Origin of the sequence: Vibrio fortis (assembly GCF_024347475.1) — a bacterium.
Lineage (GTDB): Bacteria > Pseudomonadota > Gammaproteobacteria > Enterobacterales > Vibrionaceae > Vibrio > Vibrio fortis.
The window spans coordinates 1420614-1444509 of the sequence record NZ_AP025488.1; the positions used below are offsets into that span (position 1 = coordinate 1420614).

At 44.5% G+C, this 23896-nt stretch carries 15 protein-coding genes; 9 read left to right on the forward strand and 6 right to left on the reverse strand.

Features of this window, described 5'->3' with window-relative positions:
* Positions 1–76 precede the first annotated feature (76 nt).
* Positions 77–4510 carry an SslE/AcfD family lipoprotein zinc metalloprotease gene (locus OCV50_RS20785; RefSeq protein WP_261904507.1) on the reverse strand — a complete coding sequence of 1478 codons (4434 nt, stop codon included), beginning with the start codon at positions 4508–4510 and terminating at the stop codon, positions 77–79.
* A gap of 267 nt (positions 4511–4777) precedes the next feature.
* Positions 4778–5635, reverse strand: coding sequence for a glutathione-dependent disulfide-bond oxidoreductase (yghU, locus tag OCV50_RS20790; RefSeq protein WP_239840234.1), 858 nt, complete (start codon positions 5633–5635; stop codon positions 4778–4780).
* Positions 5636–5909: 274 nt separating this feature from the next.
* On the opposite strand from yghU, the gene OCV50_RS20795 reads away from it, so the two are divergent.
* Positions 5910–6254 carry a YajD family HNH nuclease gene (locus OCV50_RS20795; RefSeq protein WP_261904508.1) on the forward strand — a complete coding sequence of 115 codons (345 nt, stop codon included), beginning with the start codon at positions 5910–5912 and terminating at the stop codon, positions 6252–6254.
* 134 nt (positions 6255–6388) lie between these two features.
* Here OCV50_RS20795 and OCV50_RS20800 read toward each other — a convergent pair whose 3' ends face one another.
* Positions 6389–6769, reverse strand: a complete 381-nt coding sequence (locus OCV50_RS20800; protein ID WP_239840236.1) for an NADH:ubiquinone oxidoreductase — start codon at positions 6767–6769, stop codon at positions 6389–6391.
* 593 nt (positions 6770–7362) lie between these two features.
* On the opposite strand from OCV50_RS20800, the gene OCV50_RS20805 reads away from it, so the two are divergent.
* The 3 genes from OCV50_RS20805 to OCV50_RS20815 all read left to right on the forward strand — a co-directional run bounded on the left by OCV50_RS20805 (position 7363) and on the right by OCV50_RS20815 (position 12846).
* A complete protein-coding gene (locus OCV50_RS20805; protein WP_032552300.1) occupies positions 7363–8598 on the forward strand; it encodes an L-lactate MFS transporter in 1236 nt (411 codons plus the stop codon).
* 136 nt (positions 8599–8734) lie between these two features.
* Positions 8735–10375 carry a VRR-NUC domain-containing protein gene (locus OCV50_RS20810; RefSeq protein ID WP_261904509.1) on the forward strand — a complete coding sequence of 547 codons (1641 nt, stop codon included), beginning with the start codon at positions 8735–8737 and terminating at the stop codon, positions 10373–10375.
* A 116-nt stretch (positions 10376–10491) separates the two neighbouring features.
* Entirely contained in the window at positions 10492–12846 is a 2355-nt protein-coding gene (locus OCV50_RS20815; protein ID WP_261904510.1) for a fatty acid cis/trans isomerase, read from the forward strand.
* Positions 12847–13041: 195 nt separating this feature from the next.
* On the opposite strand, the gene torS is transcribed toward OCV50_RS20815, so the two are convergent.
* Positions 13042–16005, reverse strand: coding sequence for a TMAO reductase system sensor histidine kinase/response regulator TorS (torS, locus tag OCV50_RS20820; protein WP_261904511.1), 2964 nt, complete (start codon positions 16003–16005; stop codon positions 13042–13044).
* Positions 16006–16097: 92 nt separating this feature from the next.
* Here torS and torT point away from each other — a divergent pair, with 92 nt between their 5' ends.
* Together torT and OCV50_RS20830 are read left to right on the forward strand one after the other, a co-directional pair.
* Positions 16098–17147, forward strand: coding sequence for a TMAO reductase system periplasmic protein TorT (gene torT, locus OCV50_RS20825; protein WP_261904512.1), 1050 nt, complete (start codon positions 16098–16100; stop codon positions 17145–17147).
* Between the two features lie 65 nt (positions 17148–17212).
* Positions 17213–17668: a methylglyoxal synthase gene (locus tag OCV50_RS20830; protein ID WP_032552293.1), complete on the forward strand. Its 456-nt coding sequence runs from the start codon at positions 17213–17215 to the stop codon at positions 17666–17668.
* Between the two features lie 123 nt (positions 17669–17791).
* On the opposite strand, the gene OCV50_RS20835 is transcribed toward OCV50_RS20830, so the two are convergent.
* Both OCV50_RS20835 and helD read right to left on the reverse strand, forming a co-directional pair.
* Positions 17792–18142 (reverse strand): VOC family protein, encoded by a 351-nt coding sequence (locus OCV50_RS20835; protein ID WP_239840241.1) that lies wholly within the window; start codon positions 18140–18142, stop codon positions 17792–17794.
* Positions 18143–18180: 38 nt separating this feature from the next.
* Positions 18181–20256: a DNA helicase IV gene (helD, locus tag OCV50_RS20840; RefSeq protein WP_261904513.1), complete on the reverse strand. Its 2076-nt coding sequence runs from the start codon at positions 20254–20256 to the stop codon at positions 18181–18183.
* A 176-nt stretch (positions 20257–20432) separates the two neighbouring features.
* Here helD and yccS point away from each other — a divergent pair, with 176 nt between their 5' ends.
* The 3 genes from yccS to OCV50_RS20855 all read left to right on the forward strand — a co-directional run bounded on the left by yccS (position 20433) and on the right by OCV50_RS20855 (position 23757).
* A complete protein-coding gene (yccS, locus tag OCV50_RS20845; protein WP_261904514.1) occupies positions 20433–22595 on the forward strand; it encodes a YccS family putative transporter in 2163 nt (720 codons plus the stop codon).
* Between the two features lie 378 nt (positions 22596–22973).
* On the forward strand, positions 22974–23147 hold the full coding sequence (locus OCV50_RS20850; protein ID WP_261904515.1) for a hypothetical protein: 174 nt from the start codon (positions 22974–22976) through the stop codon (positions 23145–23147).
* Positions 23148–23436: 289 nt separating this feature from the next.
* Positions 23437–23757: a hypothetical protein gene (locus OCV50_RS20855; protein WP_261904516.1), complete on the forward strand. Its 321-nt coding sequence runs from the start codon at positions 23437–23439 to the stop codon at positions 23755–23757.
* The last annotated feature ends 139 nt before the right edge of the window (positions 23758–23896 follow it).

Here is a 23896-nt window from a genome sequence, read left to right on the forward strand (position 1 = left end):
TACAAAGTGTTATGCAATCACAACACCAATTTAAGCAAAGACTGCCCTCATAGTTCCTAGATAATCGTCAACACCTTCAATAGATTGAATCAATCTCTAATGGGCCTTTTTCTGGCTTATCTAGATTTAATTGCTCAACGACACGTAATGCATTGGCACTGATTCCACCGCTATACGATTTGGAGCCATCCGGATTTGTCATTGATGTTTCACCGATATTCCAAGCAACAAAGAAGTCACTCAAATCATAATTCGATACATATGAACTGCACACCATCATGAGATCTCCACCAGTAAGACCAGTTTCTGCACTACTACAATAGTTGCGAACCTCATCCCCAAAGTCATCACCTCGAGCTTTTCGGTGCATCAACTTAAACATATTCCAGCCTTCGTCTTCACCATAAACACTTGATTGGTTGGCGCCTTTTGCATACCAGTCGTCAATAGCAAAATGCGTTTTTGCCCAAATCTTCAACTGTCCAAACATCACCAAGCGTATCCCCGCATCACCATTCGCCCATGCATGCTGGTCATTCATCTCTAACCATTTCGGGGCTTTCTTGATATCCGTCTTGATACGATCCATCTCTGGTTTGTCGTTTCGTCCCTCTAACTCTTGCATGTACAGAGCCAATAAGTTGTTTGTAACTTCCGTACTGCCTTCAGCCAAGAATGGTGCAGATGCTAAGTTATGCCCAACTTCGTGCCACAATAGCCAATCATTGATTGGATTGGTCGGGATGGTGGTTCGGTCCGGATTAAAACTCGAGTTCATCACAGGGTAACCGGAGTGAGCTGCACCAATCGAGATCTGAACATCATTCACGAAACGATGTCGAAATGCTTCAAGATCAGCATACGTAAATCGGCGATGTAACCCGCCTACTTGCTCTTCATCTCGACCATAAAAATCACTAGCAGCATCAGCAAAGCGATTCATCTCTTTCGCGAATCTTTGTAGATCCGTTGACTGTAGATTTTTAACCGGTGTGGTGTAGATAAACGAACCCGTATCGACTTCTGCTATCGGAGCCTGAGCATTTTCAACGGAATTAAGCCACTTACCCTCTTTCCACCAAGCGGCTTTGATTACGCCCGAAACGTTAAATTGGGCCTCTCCACCATTATTATCTTTAGGTTGAATGTAGATCAGACCACCGTATGGCGATTTGAAGGTCAAGCTCGATCCATCATATGCATAAGTGGTTTGCATTCTCGGCGGGCGCTTTAAACTTGTTTCGTGATTTTGCTTACCGGTTAAATCGTCTGCCATCATCACAGTGATCCTCGCTGGAACACCATCACTGATGGTCACTTCCTGCAACTGCGGTGCCCATAAGCCAGTTGATTGGTTGTTTCCTGCTGAATAGGTCACCGCTTGACCCGTTGTTACAACCGGAACCGTCTCAGTTGTCGATGCAGCCATAGTTCGACCTGGATACAACGTCGTGTCTACAACAATGTCATGATCCCAATACGAACGACCCAACATGATACGCGTTAATGGTTTTTCCATATAATTCAATGGATAGCTAGGGTTCAATTGACCTGCTAACTCCCCTTCACTATGAATCATCTCATTTGCGACAAGTGACGCTTTAAGGTCAACGGGACACTGCGCCTCTTCCGTATCGGCTTGATGTTTGCCATCGGTGTAGCAGTTTAAGAACTGCACAGCTTGCTTGAAGCCTAATTCATCTTGCACACCTGACTCAAAACGGTATGCGTTGTCATTCCACATCCATACCGACAGGTTATCGAAACTCTGATTCAACTCACTGTTAGATAGGCGTTTTCCTGACTTACCCTGAGTTCGATAATAGATCTCGTGCTCGTAAAGAGAAGTGAAGTTTGAACCAAGGTTTGCAGCTTTGACCATGCTTTCAACCACACTTTTGCTCACATCGTAGCGATCAAAGTCTGCACGTTGGTAGGCACCACGTACTGTCACTCCATGCCCAGATCGTGTTTCGATACAGTTGAACTCGTATTCGTAATCATTGCGACAAAGAGGAGTACCGGTAAAGGCTGTTTGCAGTTCCTTAATCGCTTTAGCACGCTCTTCGTCCGTCTCGACAAATATCCGCGCCTGCTTAGTCACCATTATTGGTGATCCAGACTCATCAACTAACGGCTTACGTTCTGCATCTAGCTTCACTACTTCATAAGTTGGGATTTCAAACTTAATTTTGGACTCATCTTTAATCCACTCGACCGTACCATCTTGATTAATGGTAAACGGAGGCTCACCTTGGTTGTCTTGGAAACGCTCCAAAACCACCATCTCTTTCTGACTCTTCACATGCAGGTTTGGATAAGGAGCTTGGCAGTAATACGAGCTACCACAGAAAGCTTGATTCGTCGGTGTTACGTTTTCACCACCCACAGAAACACCAGCGGCATCGGCTAGACGCCCGATAGGTTCAGGGTTCGTAGTTTGAATTGCGTCCATAAACAGGATGTTACCGCCGTTATTTACGTAGTTAATAAGCGCAGTAATATCCTCTTGACTCAAATTAGGGTTGTCTAAGTCAGAAACAAACTGGTTAGTCATACCGTCTTGAATCAGCTTAGGTGGGTATGCCTGAAGAATCATAATTGGTGTTGTAGTCACATCAAGCCCATCAAACTCACCAGAACCCCGCTTTTCAACTGATGCAAAACCATATTGCGGACTCACAAAAAAGGTGTACTGCTTACCCATTGTAGAGTGGTGATACGCCGAATAAGCTTGGTCAATATTGGTAACGGCATTCAACCCAGCAATCGACGAACCGTTATTGAACCATTCAAATAAGTTCGAGAAAAACAGCCTCATACTGCCTTGATCATCATGCTGTAGGTTTTCGATCTCCGAAACGGTACACAGCTGCTTGTTACTATCGATATGCAGTGATCTATTGGCCCAATAGTTTTCTGGACACGACAAAATACTTGGGTATAAACCGTTGCCCATGAACACGACTTTACCTTTACCTATCTCCCCTGCGGTTACAAAAGGAAAACCGTAAGTTGCATTGTCTTCAGAAACCAGAGGGATTGGTAACATATCAATGTGAGGGTGCTCGGCAATGTAAGGTCTTCCTTCACGTGTCCAAGCTTGCTGTTCTCCAAAAGAGAGCTCTCGGTTGGTATCGGTTCTCGGCATCATCACAGGAAAAGCTCGGTTTGAGATGTTGAGTGCCCGCATACCACGCGTGTATCCCGAAGCGCCGTAAAAGCTGCCGTTATCATTAAACACATGGAAGGTGTTTACGTTGTGGAATATTTGTTGAAGCGACTCGGTAACATAATGACCTGAGTCCATAGATAAGGTCACAGGTTGGCGAACATAATCCATAAACAACGGCGTTTGTCGCAACTCTTCATCGATTTCTGCTGTCAATCCTTGATTAAATTGATCAGTAAATTCATTCGGGATCTCGAAACCTGAACCTTCAATCGCCCCACCATTCGGAAGCGTCAAATTGATCAACTCATTAATCACGTTCGGGTACTGTGAGAAAGTGCGCTGTACCTCTTCTGAAATCTCAAAGTGAGATGCATGTTCTACAGCGTAACGCTCAATGAGAGACTGAATATTGGCTTTAATCACCACATTGTCGGTCACATCAGAGAGCTTATAAGAGATTTGGTTGCCGTTAATGTGGCCAAATTCAAACGTATCAATACCAAATGTCAGCTTGTCTCCCCATAAGTACTCAAAGTGCCCCTGTTCATCAGTAATGCCCGTCGCGTTGGCTGAAAAGAAATGCATACCAGAGATGGCTTTACCGTTAGCGTCTGTCAATTTACTTTGAGTGAAGACCTTACCTTCAAGACTTGGTTTGTAGGCATAACTGGATTCTGCGTCGGCAGAAACAAAATCTGAGTTGAGGTTGTTATTAGCACTTGGATCCACAGCTGGAACAATGGTTGTATCCACATGAGAGCTTGGCGCTTTACCAACAGCATCGGTTGCTTCTTCTTCCTTAGTCGCTAAATAGGCTTCTACGGCTGCTAAATCATCCAGTTGGGAATACACTGCTTCAATGTCAAACGCATCCAATTCGTTGAGACAAATCGCGCTTTCCGTTGCACAAGCATCAATGGATTGAAGAACCTTAGTGACATTGACTCCATGCTGATGGGTCAAATCAAATGAAACGGTCAATTCACTGTTTGAAATCGCTTTTTCCGATGGTTCAGGGAAGGGAGCAGTAAAGTCACCCAAGTTGAGGTGTCCCAAATGACAGCCAAAGCTCACACCCTGCTTGATTTCAAACGTACCATTTTCTAGCTGAACACCATTGCAATACACGTCTCCCTTTACCAATGAGCCACTTGATAACAAAGAGGCGATATACGTAGCGGGCGGAATAATATCAGTCGGTGGAATGATGTCCGTAGGAGGCAAAATATCAGTTGGTGGAATTGTATCAGGACTCTCATTGTGACTTGTAGAGTCGTCATTACAACCAGAAAGGAACGCAGACAGTATCGCCAGCGCGAGCAAGTTTTTTTTCATTGAGTATGATTAACGGTAGTTTTAATTAGAGCGCTATTTTAGAGATTTACTCCGTCTTGATGACTATAGTTTTTTATCCTAACCACAACCCTATTTAGTCATAAATATATGAATTAAAGAGATTTAATCACCTTACTTTGTTGTGCCATTTTCAATTCATTGGTTTGATGACGCTAAAACACAAAACGCCATACCGCTTTCACGATATGGCGTTCAAATTGATGCGATGATTTAACTCAAAGCTTCATATTTACACTGCAGTAAAGGTTACGGCTTCAAGTTAAGCACAGCATCAATATCTTCTGCAGAGTGGCGCTCTGGTACTTGCTCCCACTCTTCTCCCCATGAGCGGTTTACAATACGCCCACGTTGGAAACCTTCGCGTGCTTCAAGCTGCTTCGCCCAGCGTACAACATGAGTGTACGACTCCACTTGTAAGAACTCTGCAGCATCGTACAGATTGCCAAGTACTAAGTTGCCATACCAAGGCCAAATCGCGATATCAGCAATTGTCAGCTCGTCACCTGAAACAAACTCGTTATTTGCTAATTGTTTATCAAGAACATCCAACTGACGCTTTGCTTCCATCGCAAAACGGTTAATTGGGTACTCTTGCTTTTCATCCGCGTATGCGTAGAAGTGGCCAAAGCCACCACCAAGGAATGGTGCTGAGCCTTGTGCCCAGAACAACCAGTTGATCGCTTGAGTGCGTGCTGCTCCCTCTTTTGGTAGGAAGTGACCGAACTTTTCAGCAAGGTGCATTAAAATTGAAGCCGACTCGAATACATTGACCTCTTCGTCACCAGACTTATCAACCAACGCTGGGATCTTTGAATTCGGGTTAACCCCAACAAAACCAGAAGAGAACTGATCCGACTCACCGATATTGATCAGGTAAGCATCGTACTCGGCTTCTTTCACGCCTTGTGCAAGCAACTCTTCCAGCATAATCGTAACTTTTTGACCATTCGGAGTGCCTAGCGAGTAAAGTTGCAGATCGTGTTTGCCAACAGGCAACTCACGTTCAAACCTCGCGCCAGATTCAGGGCTATTGATGTTTGCCCATTTATTTCCACCAGCAGTATCGTTAACCCAAACTTTCGGCGGAGTGTATTGTTCTGACATAGTATTTCCTTATTGATATTGGGTCTCACTCACTGATATTAGGTCACACACTCTCGGTTAAAACCCCTCAATACGATTTATTTTCAAACTGTTAAGCATGGCTTATTCCAGAATGACATAACTCGATTAAGGGTACAGTTGATGGCGAAAATCTGTCCCTAATCAAACTTCATTCAAATCTTGATCGATAGAGTCATGATTTCGCTATCACTCACCTATCGCTCGCGACAAGCTGTGATAACATCGCTTCAATACAAGAAATAGGAAACAAGCAATGTCGTCTGATTACAACGGTTCAAGTGCAGCGTATGCACGAAAAGAGAGTGGCTACCGCGAGAAAGCGCTCAAACTCTATCCTTGGGTTTGTGGTAAGTGTGCGCGTGAGTTTGTTTATTCAAACCTTCGTGAGCTAACCGTCCACCACGTCGACCACGACCACACCAACAATCCTGAAGATGGCAGCAACTGGGAACTTCTGTGCCTTTATTGTCACGACCATGAGCACTCAAAATACACCGACCATGAACGTTATGGGGTTGATGCTAAAGCTCAGCTAGATGATCACCAACACGCGACACATAACCCATTTGCGGATCTCGCAAAGATGATGAAGAAGTAATACGTTCTTCAAGCTTCAGTCGCAACAAACCCCTGTATGTCGCCATACTGGGGTTTGTTTTATCTAGTGCCACTATAAATAATGGCGAGATCAAAAAAGCCTTCCGAAGAAGGCTTTTTAAAGAAGAATCTGATTTACGCTGCTGCTTGTTTGCGAGCCTCTTCAATCTGCTTCTCACGTTTCTTTAGTGTTAGCTTATCGCGGTAAGAGAACCATACGTAAGACACAACCACTAAGAAGAACAGGTAAGACAACGAGAAGATAAACGGTGACTGGATAATGTCGTTCGAGATGCCCCAAGAGACACCGATAACCGTTACCGCAATTTTCGCGAAGAAGCCACATAGCAATAGTACCAGAGCCAGTTGTGGGAAACGCGTGCTGCGAAATGCCAACCAGTAGCAACTACCTACAGCTAGTGCCGCAATGTAGAAGCCGAACAAGAAAGAATGAATATGATCAGCAGCTGCAACACCACCAGTAATCGACATCAATAGAATTAAAAATAGTTTCATAATACTCGCCTCATGTAGACTAGAAACGCATCCTTTCAAATTTGGAATCTCAGTTTGCGTACTATTTTCCCACTTTTTTCGCACAAAACAAGCCCAAAAACTGAACAAATTGTAACCAAAATGGTCTGCAAACACCTGTGTTAACAACTGGTTAACATTAAGCTTTTCAAGAAACTAAGTCCCCTCTGGCCTTATGGCCAATATTGGTTAAATTGATTTATTTTGTTACACAAAATTAACCATCGAAATAAATTAAAATTAATTGCAATGATGTGATGGTCGCACGCTTTGTAGGGGTACTGTAGAAATGGCTTCGGTTAACGCTATGAATAGTGAAGGCTGAATGACCGTTTTGTACAAAAAAGAAAGGTGTTCACAACAACTACAACACCAAGAAAAAACAGTTCTTTAACAACTCAAGTTTTATTTTGATAAAAGGGTAAAAAGAGATTCCAATCACATTTTTATTGGTTATAATCCGCGCTCTTTTGCGCTATCTGTTGATAAACGCAAACTAATTTTGAATAAACCATCACAATAACCCGTTTTCTTTTGAGTTACCCGCTCAATGGATGACAGAAACGAGAATAAAAATGAGCAAGATTGATAAAGCTACACGTATCCTGCTAGCAGGCTTCTGTATCAACCTTTGTCTTGGCATCCTGTATGCTTGGAGTGTATTTAACAAAGCCCTACAAGGTGAAGGATGGTCTGCAGCTGAAGCATCAGCACCATACGCGACTGCAACAATCACATTCTCTATCTGTCTTCTGGTTGCTGGTATCCTGCAAGACCGCATGGGTCCACGTAAGATCCTTATCCTTGGTACTGCACTAACTGGCCTTGGTATGATCGCATCTGGCTTTGCGACTTCTCCACTGATGCTGAACATCACATTTGGTGTTGTAGCGGGTGCTGGTATCGGCTTCGGTTACGCTTGTCTATCTCCTTCTGCAATGAAATGGTTCCACCCTTCTAAGAAAGGTATGGTTAACGGTCTTATCGCGGCAGGTTTCGGTCTAGCAGCTATCTACCTAGCTCCTGTAACTGCAGCTCTTATCGAGAGCATGGGTATTCAAACAAGCTTTAAGATTCTTGGTGCAGGTGTACTAGCGATTGCAGTACCTCTAGCAGCAACAATCAACAACCCACCAGCGGGCTACTCTCCAGCTGAACCAAAAGTAAAAGCTGGTCAAGCTCCAAAAGCAGTTAAGAAGAGCGAAGACCTATCTTGGAAAGTAATGCTGAAGACTCCTCAATTCTACTCTCTATGGATCATGTACGCATTCGCAGCTTCTGTTGGTCTAATGATCATCGGTAACATCACAAGTATCGCAAGCGCGCAAGCAAACCTACCAAACGCGGTTTATCTTGCTTCTATCCTTGCTGTATTTAACTCAGGCGGTCGTGTTGCTGCTGGTATGCTTGCTGACAAAATCGGTGGCGTTCGTACTCTTCTACTTGCATTCATCCTGCAAGGCGCAAACATGGCACTATTCGCTACGTTTAACACTGAGTTCACGCTAATCATCGGTACAGCGGTTGCAGCGGTTGGTTACGGTACTCTACTTGCAGTATTCCCAACTCTAACTGCAGAGTTCTACGGCCTTAAGAACTACGGTACAAACTACGGCGTGCTATACACAGCATGGGGTATCGGTGGTGCAATCGGTACAGCGGTTGTTGGTTACTCAATGACTAACGGCGACAGCTACGGCCTTGCTTACACTATCTCTGCAGCAATGATGGCAGTGTGTATTGTTCTAGCAATCATCACTAAGCCAATGTCTGAAGCTAAAGTTGCTGAGCTAAAGGCATCTCAAGCTTAATCTGATAAAAGATTGAATTTGAAAAGAAAGAGCTTAACCTTAGGGTTAGGCTCTTTTTGTATCTGCTCCATTCACATTGATGGTAATGCAATTTAAAGGAAAGCCTTTTCAGATAACGGATTGATGAGACAAAACCTTGCTAGACAACACACCAGTACTACCACCTACTTATTATCTCGTTAACTTTCAACGCCTTATCGACCATGCTCAGCAGTGGTATTTCGATCTTCTCAATCCCCAAGAACAAGAATGGCTTGAGCGCTTCACAGCATTGCCCGCTCCCGCTCGTTGTGCACTCGTGAGAATGTTTAGCCGTAAGGGACACTGGTTTCGAAGCGACAAACTTAATTATCAAGAGATCGAAGATTTTGACCTTCAGTTAGAACGACTGAGCAAACACGGTTTTATTCGTTCGAGTAACGGCAACAAAAGCAACTGCCCTCAACTTACATGCGTCGAGCTGGCAAATGAGTTGCTCACTAAGCCTGAGATCATTCAAATCTTTCCTGAGCTAACCAAGCATCGCTCTGCCCGCAAAGACATCCTGCTTGGCATACTCCCTGAAGAAACCTTCACCGCTTTCGACCAGCTTCCATTTACCTGTGTTGAATTGCTGCACCCTGAGCTCATCGAGCTCCTACTCGTGCTATTTTTTGGCAATACCCACCAAGATCTTAGCCAATTTGTATTGAGTGATTTAGGTTTAAATACCTTTGAACCCGTCAATATTTCTCTTGAATCTCGATTCTTTCAAAACCGTAAGCAAGTCGATGAGCTGTTAGCGCTGCATAAGATTCAACATCAATATTATGAACTCACAACCAAAGACTCGGAATCTCTCACTACTCTGCTAAGTGACATTCCCACCAATAGCGACCACACTGCGTTAGTTCGTCGCCGTTCAAAACTGATCAACTTGATTGCCAGAGATCTTGAACGATTAGAAGAGTATCAACTCGCACTGCACTTTTTTGCTCAATCACACCTACCGCCAAGTCGTGAACGACAAGCTCGTATTCATGACAAGCTAAACCAAATCGAGACAATGAGTGACGTTGTCACTGAGATAGTTCAACATCCGATTGATATTGCTGAGTTGGAAGTCGCGCACAAGTTAGAACAGAGAGTGCAAAGGCTGCAAGGTCATAAAGTCCCACGTTCTAAAAAACCCAACTGTGTCAACGAACACATTGAACTCGACCTCAGCAAAATGCGTGTTGAAGAGGCAGTACGTACACATATGGAAGCACAGGGTTGGCATTGTTATTTCAGTGAGAACACCTTTTTGAACGGTTTGTTTGGTTTAGCATTTTGGAATGTAATATTTGCTGAAGTTGACGGTGCCTTTATTAACCAATATCAATACCGCCCTCTCGACCTGTACCACGACGACTTTGCTAGCAAAAGACAAGGCATGATCGAGCAAACCTTCAACGAGCTAAATCACAAAGGAATGCAGATCCTATTGGATACATTTGAAGACAAACAAGGTATTGCTAACCCATTTGTTCAATGGGCGTACTTTTCCAAAGAGCTTTTAGAGCAAGCGATTAAACATATTCCTCTGTCTGTTCTCTGTGAGCTGTTTAGAGTGTTACTCAAAGACCTCAAACTTTACCGAACCGGAATGCCTGACCTTATCGCTTTCAATGAACAAGGCTTTCGCTGGATAGAAGTGAAAGGGCCGGGAGATAAGCTCCAAGACAATCAATGGCGCTGGATTAAAGAGTTTGAAAGGTTACAGATCCCATTCTCCGTCTGTTGGGTCAACCACTAATCGACTCGATTGGTTTGGTGTTTTTCGAACCATTTCTATTCATCAAATCGCTAGAACATGAACATTTTCAATCATTTTCGATATACTTAAGAAAAATGATAAAACTATAAGTCTCTATGAATCTAAAAAGAATATGGATTGTCGCACTGGTCAGTCTCTTTTCTGGCTGTGCAATGTACGCTGGCTTAAACTTCGATGACCTATTTGGGGAACCCGAAGTGCGTGACCGCCAAGCACCTGTGGTCTCTGCTCAAGCACAACATTTCATCAATGAAGTCAAACCGATCATCGACAATCGATGCGTGGTTTGCCACGCCTGTTATGATGCCCCTTGTCAGCTAAAAATGTCCTCAGTGGAAGGAATAGACAGAGGTGCAAGTAAGGCATTGGTTTATCAAGGCACTCGATTAACCGCAACAGCACCGACCCGCTTGTTTGAAGACGCCCTGACCACTCAAGAGTGGCGTGAGGCTGACTTCCACCCTGTATTGAACGAGCGTATGCAAAATTCGACGGCCAACTTAGACGCTGGTTTAGTCGCTCGTATGTTGATTCAAAAAGAGAACCACCCTCTTCCCGATCAAAAACAGTTAGAAGGCTTTGATTTCGCTGTCGATCGCAATCAACAATGTCCAACCATTGAAGAGTACGCCCAATACGAAAAAGACTACCCTACTTGGGGAATGCCTTATGGGATGCCGAACCTCGACAAAGGTGAATATGCGACCTTGATGAGCTGGCTAGAAAACGGCGCGATTATGAACGCTCACATCCCTTTGACTGAAGGTGAGCAAGCGTTGGTTAACACCTACGAAAACTTCTTAAACAAAAGCTCGCGTAAGAGTCAGCTATCTGCTCGCTACATCTACGAGCACTTGTTCCTCTCTCACCTCTACTTTTCAGAGTTAGAGGGGCCAACTCGCTTCTTTACCTTAGTTCGCTCTGCAACGCCACCAGGCCAACCCGTTAAACGTATTACAACACGTCGCCCTTACGATGATCCTGAGGTGCCACGTGTCTACTACCGCATCATTCCTGAGCAAGGCACGATTGTAGATAAAACGCACATGCCGTTTGCGCTCAATAATCAGCGACTACAAGACTGGACAACCTGGTTCGTCAATACACCATACACGGTGAAAGAGCTGCCTAGCTACGAGGTAGATGTTGCTGCCAACCCGATGACAGCGTTTGAAGCCTTACCGGTGAATTCGCGCTTTAAGTTCATGCTCGACAATGCTCAGAACACCATCATGGCGTATATCAAAGGTCCCGTATGTCGTGGACAATTGGCATTAAACGTTATTAATGACCGCTTTTGGGTCGTCTTTGTCGACCCAGATAAAGCCGACCTTCCAGAGATCAACGACTTCTACGCCAGCCAAAAAGATAACCTTAAACTCCCTGGTGAGCTTGAAAGTAACACTCTGCCCGTCACCAACTGGGTTAAATATTCGAAGCAGCAAGCTCGTTATTTAGATGGTAAGTCAGAGTTCACCAACAAGTGGTTCAAAAACGGTGAAAACCTCACCATGAACGTTATTTGGGATGGTGGCGGTACGAACCCTAATGCTGCACTAACGGTGTTTAGACACTTCGACAGCGCCTCTGTGGTGCAAGGTTTGGTGGGCACACAACCAAAGACAGCATGGGTGCTTGATTACGCGCTCTTAGAGCGTATCCATTACCTGTTAGTGGCAGGCTTTGATGTCTATGGTAACTTTGGCCACCAGCTAATGACTCGCATGTTTATGGACTTCTTACGTTTAGAAGGTGAAAGTAACTTCCTGACCCTACTACCAAAAGATGTTCGCCACGAGGAGCACTCAAGCTGGTACCAAAACCAAAATACTCAGCTCAGTGACTTCTTGCAGCGCAATATCGCGCCATTCGATCAGCCGTCTAGTGTCGTCTACAAAACCGATAACCCGAAGGCGGAGTTGTTCGATATGCTCGAAGAGAAGCTAAAACCTATCCTCAATGATCGTTATAAGATCGTTGATACTGGGTTTGCACCAAAACATGAAGCATTGTTGCGACAGGTCGACTCGATCAAAGGTGAGGGGCTACAGTATGTTCCGCAACTCGTTATGATGATGATTAAAGCGCAAAGCGGTGAAGAGCAGTTGTTTACTATGATTCACAACAATTCTCACACCAACATCTCTAGCCTGTTTAACGAAGAGAGCAATCGTGACTACGAGAACGATGACCTAACACTGGTTAGAGGCGTTGTTGGTAGCTACCCTGCCGCGTTCCTAGATCTAGATGAAGAACAAATCCCTCAACTAGTTTCGATGTTACAAGCAATTGAAACTGAAGAGGACTATGTCGCTTTACTTGATAAGTTTGCGGTACGTAGAAGCTCAAGTGACTTTTGGCCGTTCAGTGACCGCGTTCACCGGTGGTATCAACAAAACCAACCTATTGAGTTTGGTCTATTGGACTACAATCGCTTTGAAAACCGTTAACTTTGAACACCATTAGCTATAAAAACCATGAGCTTTAAAACCCGTTAGCTTTAAAATTCATGGTATTTGTAAAGCAATTTGAACCACTCAAGTTCGATTGCGTTAAAACTAAAAATCCTCTGCCAGTGCAGAGGATTTTTTGTCGGTAAATTGGCAATTTGGTTGAACGCTTGATTGGTAACTTGAATATCGTTTCTAAAAGTAAGCTTTCAGAGCCTGATTTGATTCTTCTACTGTCTCAATCAATGAGCTTACGGTGTTTTCATATTCCGTCAAAGGCTCAGCTGCAGCTTCAATCGCTAAACAAACCTGATGTAACTTACCTAAACCCAAACTACCTGCCGAGCCTTTCAGTTTATGCGCCAGCGATTTTACTTCTCGTGAATTCTTCGCCTCGCTTGCCATCGCCATCTCATCGAGAATCACTTGAGAGCTCTCTTCAAATAGTCCGACAATCGACTGCATTTTTTCTTTACCAAGAATCGCCAAGTCACCCTCGATAACCTTAGGATCTATGATCAACACATCCACCTCCTGCTGTTGATTAATTGTTTCATCAACGTCATTGACTGAATCAACTTCGCCTTTTTGAGCACTGCACATGCGATCAGATGGGTCTGGTTGCGGTAATAACAGTCGACGCCCCGTCAACTGGGTAACAATCAGTCTCGCTAGTGCCTCTTTCTCAAGAGGTTTAGGCAAGAATCCATCAAAGCCGGAGGCTAAGTACTCTTCAACTTCTTCATTGAATACATGGGCTGACACCGCAATCATCGGCGGTTCAGTTCTTTGTTCTACTGCATGGCTATTAAGAGCTTTAAGATCATTTTTCAGCTCTTGAATAAGCTCCGTGCCGTCACAATCAGGAAGATTGATGTCTACCAGCGCTATATCGAAATCTTGCTCTTTAAACAACTCACGCGCTTGTGCGCCTGTGGTAGCAATGGCGACTTGATGCCCAAGATTATTCAAGAAACCCTCTGCGACAATACAGTTAACAGGGTTGTCTTCAATCAACAGCACTTTGGCTTTAACACATGTCTCTACCGCCTGAGTTTGAGCTTCGACTTTTTCACCAAGCTCAAGTGGAACAGAGAACCAGAACTGGCTGCCTTCGCCCTCTTCTGAGTGTACGCCAATATCGCCATTCATCGCGGTTAAAATGCTCTTACTGATCGCAAGGCCTAATCCTGTGCCGCCTTTCTTGTTGCGACCACTCTCGGTTTGGCTAAACGCATCAAACAAGCATTGCTGCTCTTCCGCTTTAATTCCTGCCCCCGTATCCGCGACCTCAAACATGACGCGATTTGGATCTTCGATATCCAAACTAATGTAGATATCAACAGAGCCGGTGTCGGTGAACTTAATGGCGTTGCCAACAAGATTATTTAAGATCTGGCTGAGACGCGTTACGTCACCGCGCCAGTAAGTCTGTACATCACTTTCAATGTTGAAGCTGAAATCGATTTTCTTTTCTGACGCTCTTCCTTCCATCAATTGATACGTATCTTCAACCATTTGATGAAGATTGAAAGAAGCAACGCGGATCTCTAAATGCCCAGCTTCGATTTTCGAGTAATCCAATACATCATTGAGTATCGCCAGTAAGTTCTTACCGCTGCGGTTGATGATGTCAGCATATCCCGATTGCAGTGGGTTAAGACCAGTGTCCTTTAACAACCTCGCCGTACCGAGCACACCATTCATTGGCGTACGAATCTCGTGACTCATCGTGGCTAGAAACGCAGATTTAGCTCGGCTTGCCTGCTCTGCAGCACGACGTGCTTTAGCGTGGTTCACTACCTCTACGTTTAACTTCTGGTTGGTTTGTTGCAACTGATAAGTCCGCTCAGTAATCAACTCTTCGAGGTGTTCTTTGTGCTCTTCAAGCTCTCGTTTGGCCTTCGCCTCGCCCACAGCCACTACTTGTAGCGCTTGAGCCGTGTTTCGAGCCGTGATGATCGCTTGTCCCATATGAGCGAGCTCATCGTTACCTTTAACCGATATATCTATATTCAAGCGACCTTGGGCAATCGACATCAAAGCAACGGAATATTCCGCAAGCCTTTTCACTACAGAGACATACACGACGCGCCATACAATAAAGGCCGCGATAAACAGACCAATCACCGAGATGACCGATAACGTCCATTGGGCATAATTCAGCGTCGTTGTCAGCTCATCAACCGCCTCTTTGGTACTAGCGTTGGAATCGTCGACTAGCACAGTGACTGTGGTATTCAGCTGGGAAAACAGCTCCAATGTTTTCTGCATTAAGAATTCTGACTTCTTAGCGTTTTCTGACTTCTCTAACGCTATTTCAAAAACGACTTGTCGACGTCTCAGCTCTTCTAGTAATTGCGACATCTGTTCTGAGCGAGTTGGGTCTTCCACCGCTTTTACGCGGCGAGCCATGATTTTTAGGTTGGATTCAAACTCACTCTGGATCTGGTTGATACGATCCACATCTGTGACGGTCGGTGTCTCTTCAATTTGATTAAGCATCTTAAAGGCAAGCAGGTGTAACTCGTGCAAGCGTTCAGAGAGATCCAAATCCACTTCTACCAATGCATCAAGCGCTTTGTATGCTCGATCCGTCTGCTGCTTTTCTAGAAGATCATAGATGTGGGTTACGTTGGCTACGGCAATGGTTGCGGTGTTCAATACTTGGGTACGGGTGAGTTGTTCAAGCTCTTCAGCCAATAAGCGCATCTCTTCCACGCGAGAGCCTAGCTCTTTAGTTAGCCACAACTTCCGCTCTACCGATACTCCGAGCTCAGCTAAGGTATTGATAACACTTTGAACGTTGTTTTCTAAGTTACTCAATAGTTCAGAGTCAAAACTGTCTGATCCAAGCTCTTTAATATGACGCAGCAAAGACTCCAATAATTCAAATAGCTCGGAACCAGCCTCTTTGCGTTGCTCTTCATTGCGTGCATTACTCAGGGTCTGAACTGAAGCAATGATGCGATTACTCAATTCTGAAACCTGACGTGCTTCAATCATGGCAGGTAGTGCCGAGTCGACAACGTTTCGTTCTGTTTTTGCCACGAAGCTAAAGCCTGACACACCAATCAAAGCCGACAAGACTACCAATAAGGCCATCACCAAAAATGCGGCGAGCAGCTTTCTACCTATACTTGCTGTGGCTAACAACATAAACCCATAACCCTAAAACGTTCTTCTTTACCCATGCAGAATACGCTATATTTTGCAGTGTTTCTTATCCAAAGCCAATAAACTGACAATTCATGCTATCTAAACGTTTAGTTTCAACTCTAGTTTCCTGTTTACTGAGTGCAACCAGCTACTCTGTAATCGCAAACGACCTGACAGTAAGCAATCAAACCGCTGTCGAACACCAGAGCTCTTCTGCTGTGCAAGAGAAAGAGAAAGTGTGCGCCATCTACCCACACCTAAAAGACTCCTACTGGTTGTCCGTTAATTACGGCATGATTTCAGAAGCAAAAGAGCAGAAGATTGAGCTGCGAGTGCTTGAAGCTGGCGGTTACCCAAACATTGGCAAACAAGCGTCACAGCTTGAGTTGTGTAACCAGTGGGGTGCTGATGCCATCATCTTGGGGACAGTTTCTCCCGATGCATTCTATGACAGTTTGACCAAATGGGTCGGCTCAACGCCGGTGTTCGCCACCGTAAACGAGCTGAACTTGAGTGAAACCCAAAAAGAGAAAGTGCTCAAAGGCACAGTCGGTGTCGATTGGTGGCAGATGGGTTACGAAGTTGGTGAATTCCTCAAGGCAAGACACCCTAAAGGTTCAGGAAATACGGATATTGCGTTGCTACTTGGCCCACAGGCAAGTGGTGGCACCAAGCCTGTCGCTATCGGTTTTTATGACGCAATCAAATCCAGTGATATTAATATTGCTGTAAGTTATTGGGCGGATAATGACAAAGAACTGCAGAGAAACCTCGTTCAGCAGGTGATCGATTTGCCGAATATCAAATACATCGTTGGCAGCGCTGTCGCAATTGAAGCCGCCATCAGTGAGGTAAGAGCTGCTAATAAAGAGAAAGAGATTGGGTTAGTTTCTAGTTACTTAAGTCATGGAGTGTATCGTGGATTACTTCGTAACAAGGTTCTATTTGCTCCAACAGATAAGATGGTTGAACAAGGGCGTCTGTCCGTGAACCAAGCGACACACTACCTGAGAAAACAGCCTTACGAGTTCCATCAAGTGCCTAAAATTGAGGCATTAACGCCTTCATCTCTCAAAAAAGAGGTGATTGCCGATTCGTTGTCACCTTCTGAGTTTCGTCCGGTATTCAGTGTCACACCTTAGTGATATATTGATAATTAGAAATTGAAAAAAATCAAAAATATAAGCCAATAATTTAGGAAACATTCATGCAAAAAACAACACGTACGATGCCTGCTCATAAGCACATCGCTTTAGTGGCACACGATAACTTTAAGCCAGAATTGCTGCGTTGGGTTAAAGAACATAAAGAAAAACTACAAGGGCACTTTCTGTACGCGACGGGAACAACAGGACACCTGCTAAGCAAAGAGACTGGCTTAGCGATTAAGAGCATGATCAGTGGCCCAATGGGTGGCGACCAACAACTTGGTGCGCTGATTTCTGAAGGTAAGATCGACATGATGATCTTCTTCTGGGATCCACTCAATGCGGTACCACACGACCCAGATGTGAAAGCACTGCTGCGTATTGCAAGTGTATGGAATATCCCAGTGGCAACTAACCGTGCGACTGCGAACTTCCTGTTCAACTCTTCAATGCTTGAAGAAGAGGTATCTATCGAGATCCCAGATTACGAAGCGTACCTAGCAGACCGCACTTAATTAAGCTTTTCAATACAGATACAAAAACAGCCTGCAGACTTGAACTTGCAGGCTGTTTTATTTGAGCGTTAGTGGATAGCGTTTATCGGATTTGATGCGCACAAACTTATCTAGATTTGCAAGCTACTTATCACTCCACACCGCCATCTCGTTGCCACTCGGTTCGCAGAAATGGAAACGTCGACCACCTGGAAAGGCGAAAATGTCACGCTTAATCATGCCACCCGCTTCCACAATATCTTGCTCGGTTTGTTCTAAACCTTGGCTATAAAACACCATCAGAGCTCCACCGGTATTGGCATCACAGGTCAAATCAGACTGATAAAAACCACCCATCAGGCCTTTCGCGGTAAAGGCCGTATATTCTGGTCCATAGTCTTCAAACTGCCACTGAAATACGGACTCGAAGAACGCTTTTGTCTTGTCTAAATCTTTTGCTGCAAACTCAATGTAATTGATTGAACCATGTTCCATTTCGGCCTCCTTACCAAAAATGTTGGCTTGGCTATGGGTTACTTTCTACGGACAACCGGATAATCCGATTGATGCAATTCTTGAACAAAGCCTGAACCATCTCCACTGTGAGTGATCCATACTTTTTCCTTCGCTCGTGTCATCGCGACATAAAACAGCCTTCTCTCTTCAGCATAAGGGAAAGTGTCTGATGACTCTGTTAACGCACCATCAATATGCAGCTGTTTTTTCTTCGCTGGAAATTGACCTTCATCTACACAAAGAATGATCACAAAGTCAGCTTCTTTACCCTTACTTGCGTGACAAGTCATAAAACTCATGTCCAGCGATGTGTAAATCTTCTGCCAATCAGCCAACAATTCGGGCTTATGATAATGGTTCCGACCAAGTAGCAATACTGACTTGGTACCCTTGCCTTTTACTTGTCGATTCAACTGATCGAGGATCTTCTCCACGTCTTTACTCGGAGCTGTGTAAACCGCCTTCTGCTTCTGTTGTTTAAAGCTATTGAGCTCTTTTGGCAGCTGAATCGGGTTTTCTTGCACAAACCGATTCGCTACTGCGCCCAATTGGTTATTAAAGCGATAAGTTGTGTTTAAATGATGAATCGTCGAACTTTCGAATCGGTCTTTAAAGCCCGTCGTTAAGTCAACATCTGCACCAGCGAATTGGTAAATAGATTGCCAATCATCTCCTACCGCGAAGATGGAAGCTTGATGCTCTGCTTTCGTTTGATTACACAAGGCTTCAACCAAAGCTAAGCGGTCGGGAGAGATATCTTGGTATTCATCGATCATGATGAACTTCCAAGGTGAAATAAATCGCCCCTTCTCGACGTATTGTGTCGCACGACTGATCATCATAGAAAAATCGATTTGATTCTGCTCTTTCAGATTCTTCTGCCAAGCGGTTACACACGGCCAGCACAGAGCCAACTCGCTGTTCAATCGAGTATAGTCAGGGTGATCGATAAGCTGCTGCTGAACCTCTTTCTTGGTTAAGCCTGAGCTATTGAGCTGTTCTAATTGCTTCTCTAACCATCCAATGAGCTTGAGGTTAGATACATGACTACCTAGCTCCTCATCGCCCTTTAAGTAAGCAATAGGCCATTTAGAGAGGTGCTTTTGCCAACGCTTAAAGTTGGTCGGGGTCATCCAATGCTTTTTCAACCAGTCGATACACCACGCTTGGCGCTGATTATTGTCCAATGCCAGTGGAGAGATGGTCACCGGCTCATTTTCAACGTGATTAAGAATTTTTAGCCCTAACTGGTGGAAAGTCTTCACCTGCACTTTCTCAGCCGAGAGACCAATCTTACTGTCTAGACGCTGTTTCATCTCATCTGCAGCCTCACGTCCAAACGCCAGCAATAGCATTTCTTCCGCTTGTGCTTGATGACTCTGCAGCAGATACGCAACTCGAGCAGTCAGAACACTGGTTTTACCCGACCCAGCTCCAGCTAAGATCAAGTTATGATCGTCGTTCATCAACACCGCATATTGCTGAGAGAGATTAAGCGGCGAAGATTCACATTGAGCAAATAGCACTTCCCAGTTTTGGCGCTCGCGATCAAGCCATAATCGGTTGCGCTCAGCTTGTTGATCTTCAGTATCAAGCAACCATGGAGACAGGCGTGCAATTCGCTTAGGCATACGCTGTGCAGCTTCATCAAGAGTCATCACCATCGACTCTAGGCCTTGATTGACCTTTTTAACCCACTGATCGACCTGGGAGTGTGGCAAGAATGCGGGTAATTGTTCGAGGCGAGTCAATTCCGCTTCCCAATCAGGCACATGCTCTGCTAATTGTTCGCATTGAGTGTCATGCCACTGTTGATAAGCATTCACAGCACTACGAGCAAATTGGCGGCATTCATCCCACGGCAAACCTTGAACCAACCAGCTACGTTGTTGACCTTCATGAGCATTGGCAAAAAACTGCAACGATCCCCAAAATAAACCACGCTTTATAGCGACTTTACCGCTCCATATCGTGAACGGGATACGTTCCTCACTACCGACAGATGAGAGAAGTAAACGTGAGCCATCCAGCTCAACTTGATGGTATTCATTTTGGATAAAAAACTGTGCAGTCTTATTTGCGCTTAGCTGCATTGGGCTTGCTCTTAAATGGGAGATAGTGAATTTATATCATGATGCAATAAGAAATAATAATATCCCATTTCTTATCGCCGTTTTCATGACCACCTGGGGTTAATTATGAATTAGTATCAAATTCTTGTGCTTGATTTCTGTTAGGATTACGTTTTTAGCTTGAATAGCGAGCGACTGTGAACTTTTCCAATAATTTACGCCTCTACTGGGCGAACAAAACCATAAATTACAGCGTCCTCATTCTGATCACCCTATTGGGTGTCGTGGTGCCCGCTTGGTACTACGAACAAAACACGTTAATCACCCCTCTGATTCTTGGCGTTATCGCTGCTGCACTGGCAGAAAGTGACGATAGCTTTACTGGGCGGCTCAAAGCCCTGACATTAACTTTTATCTGTTTTGCGATTGCCGCTTTTTCAATCGAACTGCTTTTTGATACGCCTTGGCTATTCGCGATTGGATTATTCACATCGACTTTCGCCTTCATCATGCTTGGAGCCATTGGTCCTAAGTACGCCAGTATCGCTTTTGGCTCATTGCTTGTCGCTATTTACACCATGCTTGGTGCCCACGAAAGCACCAATTTGTGGTTCCAACCGTTACTCCTTTTGACGGGTGCGGCTTGGTACTACTTTATGTCGATGATTTGGCAAATATTTTGGCCAATGCAGCCGGTACAACAGAACCTTGCGACCGTATTTGACCAGATAGGCAACTACATGGAGTCCAAGGCCGAGCTATTCTACCCCGTCACTGACCTAATTCCTCAACCGCACCGCATTATTGAAGCGAAACTGAACGCAAGCACGGTAAATGCGCTCAACATGTGTAAGGCGACGCTATTAAATCGTTCTAAACGTGGGCACATTGATGGCCCAAGTGACCGTTTTCTCAATACCTATTTCATCGCTCAAGATATTCATGAGCGAGTCAGTTCAACCCACTATCGCTACCAAGAACTTGCTAAGCACTTTGAGCGCTCAGATGTGTTGTTCCGTTTTAAGTACTTACTTGAAGCACAAGCGAAAGCCTGTCATGAAATCGCGAGTTCTTTGAAGGTGGGCGCAGAGTATCAACATAGTGATAGATCAGTACTTGCTTTGGATGAGCTGATGTCTTCTTTAAGTCACCTACATCAGCAAAACCGTCCAGAATGGAAACCGCTGCTTAGTCAGCTCGACTTTCTATTTAACAACTTAGCGACGGTAGAAAAACAGCTATCGAACATCAACAACCCTGACGCTGAGAAGCTTGAAGAAGATGTGTTGGATGACACCAACCCTCATACTTTGAAGGCGATGTGGCATAAGATCCGCGCTAACCTTAACAAGGACTCGATGCTATTTCGCCACGCTATACGCATGGCGGTGACGCTGACACTCGGTTACGGAATCATCCAAGGCTTTGAGATTGAACGTGGGTACTGGATCTTATTGACGACCCTGTTTGTGTGTCAGCCAAACTACAGTGCAACTCGACAGAAACTCACTGCACGTGTGATTGGTACAGTCGCTGGCCTACTGATTGGTGTCCCACTGCTGACCTTCTTCCCATCACAAGAGAGCCAGTTGGTGTTTATCGTGATCAGCGGTGTGATGTTCTTTGCGTTCCGTATTAATAACTACGGGTTTGCGACCGGCTTCATTACCCTATTAGTACTGTTCTGCTTCAACCAACTTGGCGAAGGTTATGCCGTAGTACTGCCTCGTCTTGCGGATACCTTTATTGGCTGTGCACTGGCCGTATTAGCGGTTATGTACCTATTCCCAGACTGGCAGTCGAAACGCTTACATAAGGTGATGGCCGATGCGCTCGATGCTAATAAATCCTATTTGGCGCAGATCATTGGTCAGTATCGTATTGGTAAGAAAGACAGTTTGAGTTATCGAATCGCTCGTCGCAGCGCGCACAACAACGACGCTAACTTAACGGTAGCGATCAGTAGCATGTTAGTTGAGCCTGGCAAATATCGAACTTCAGTCGATGAGAGCTTCCGTTTTCTGACTCTTAACCATGCTTTACTCAGTTACATTTCTGCGCTAGGTGCTCATAGAACGCGTATCGACGATGAAGCGACTCATAAGCTGGTATTGGATGCACATCGCGTTATTCACGAGCACCTAGACGCGTTGTACTCACAGCTACATAGCCATAGTGAGCAGTGTGAAATCAAAAATAGTTACGATCCAGAATTGGACAATCGCTTGAGTGAATGGCGAGAAGAAGACGAAAGTTCTGTCAGAATGGTCTTGCAGCAACTCCATTTGATCTACCGAATGCTACCTGAATTGCATACCTTGGCGACGAAATTCGCCGTTAAAGTAACGTTCAACAAATAGCTTCAATCGACAGCAAAAAACATACAAAAATTAAGTGGATAACAAACAAAAAGATAGCTCAAAACACCTTTCTTTTTTGGGCTATCTTAAGAGCGCCAACGCCATACTAAATAAATCAACCACTTACATAAAAAACCGATAGAGCCCCGCCATTACTAGCCTCATCATAAATTTACATTGCCAAAATTCTCTGACTTTGATTGACCAAGTGTTAACTTTGCCTGACATTTCTCGGACAAAATATAAACGCATAGACCTATAGTTGTCTTATAAATTGGAATCACGAATTATTTAGTGATTTTCCTATCATTTGACTGGATTTATGCTACTAACACACTATGCTCTTAGTAGCGTAATAGGATGACGCGAGGATGTTTCATGAACGCACTACAGTTTGAAGCTCTAAAACAGCAGATTCATCTATTGAGCAATCAACAGCTTATTGCTCTACAAGGTGAAATCGATGAGACGATCGACAACAAGGTCGATAATAAGCAAGATCCCTTGTTAACGGACGAAGAAATGAAAGCACTAAGCGAGTTGTTTAGTTAATGTATTAATCGACCAAACGGCTCCTCTTCTTTTTGTTGGTGCCTTGTTATCCACTTAACTGCCTATCCATATACTAGCCCAACTCTTGCCCTACACAAATCCAACTCTGTAATCTTGTTTATCTACGCAATGGATGCGTTTATAACACTGATGATCGAGCACTCCATTTTGTACCGTCTCTCTAGAGATAAGCTCGCTCCCATTAACCAGCTCAAAAATCACACATTTCTTCTTGCGTTCAATATTTAGCCAACCTAAACTCAGGTTAGGAATCAATTGAGGTCAATGAATGTCCATTTCAGGTATACATTCGGGTTACGCAATCATGCAGCAGTCTGCCAACATGGCGGAAGAAGCGGCTATGGAGCTCAATCAGCTCGCTCAGAATGAACCTCAATTAGAACAAGAAATGGAACCGAAAAGCGATCTCAGCTTTAATCAACTCCCTACAGCAGACCCACTTCAAAAAGAGACCGTTAGCGAGCCAATGCCTTCTCACACTGATGCTCTAGTTAAGCTTACACAAAGCGCGAGCTATAACCGTGTTGGTGCTTCTGTTGTTGAGCGCCAAAATGAAGCCATCGGAAGCCTGTTAGATATTCACATCTAATATGGTGATTAACAGCACGATCATAACCGCCCAACAAAGCGTGCCTTATATTTGCCGATTGCGGCACAAACTGTAACTCATTATATCTGGCGCTTGTTTCTCACTCATTACTCGGTAGAATCAGCGCAAAATATCTCTT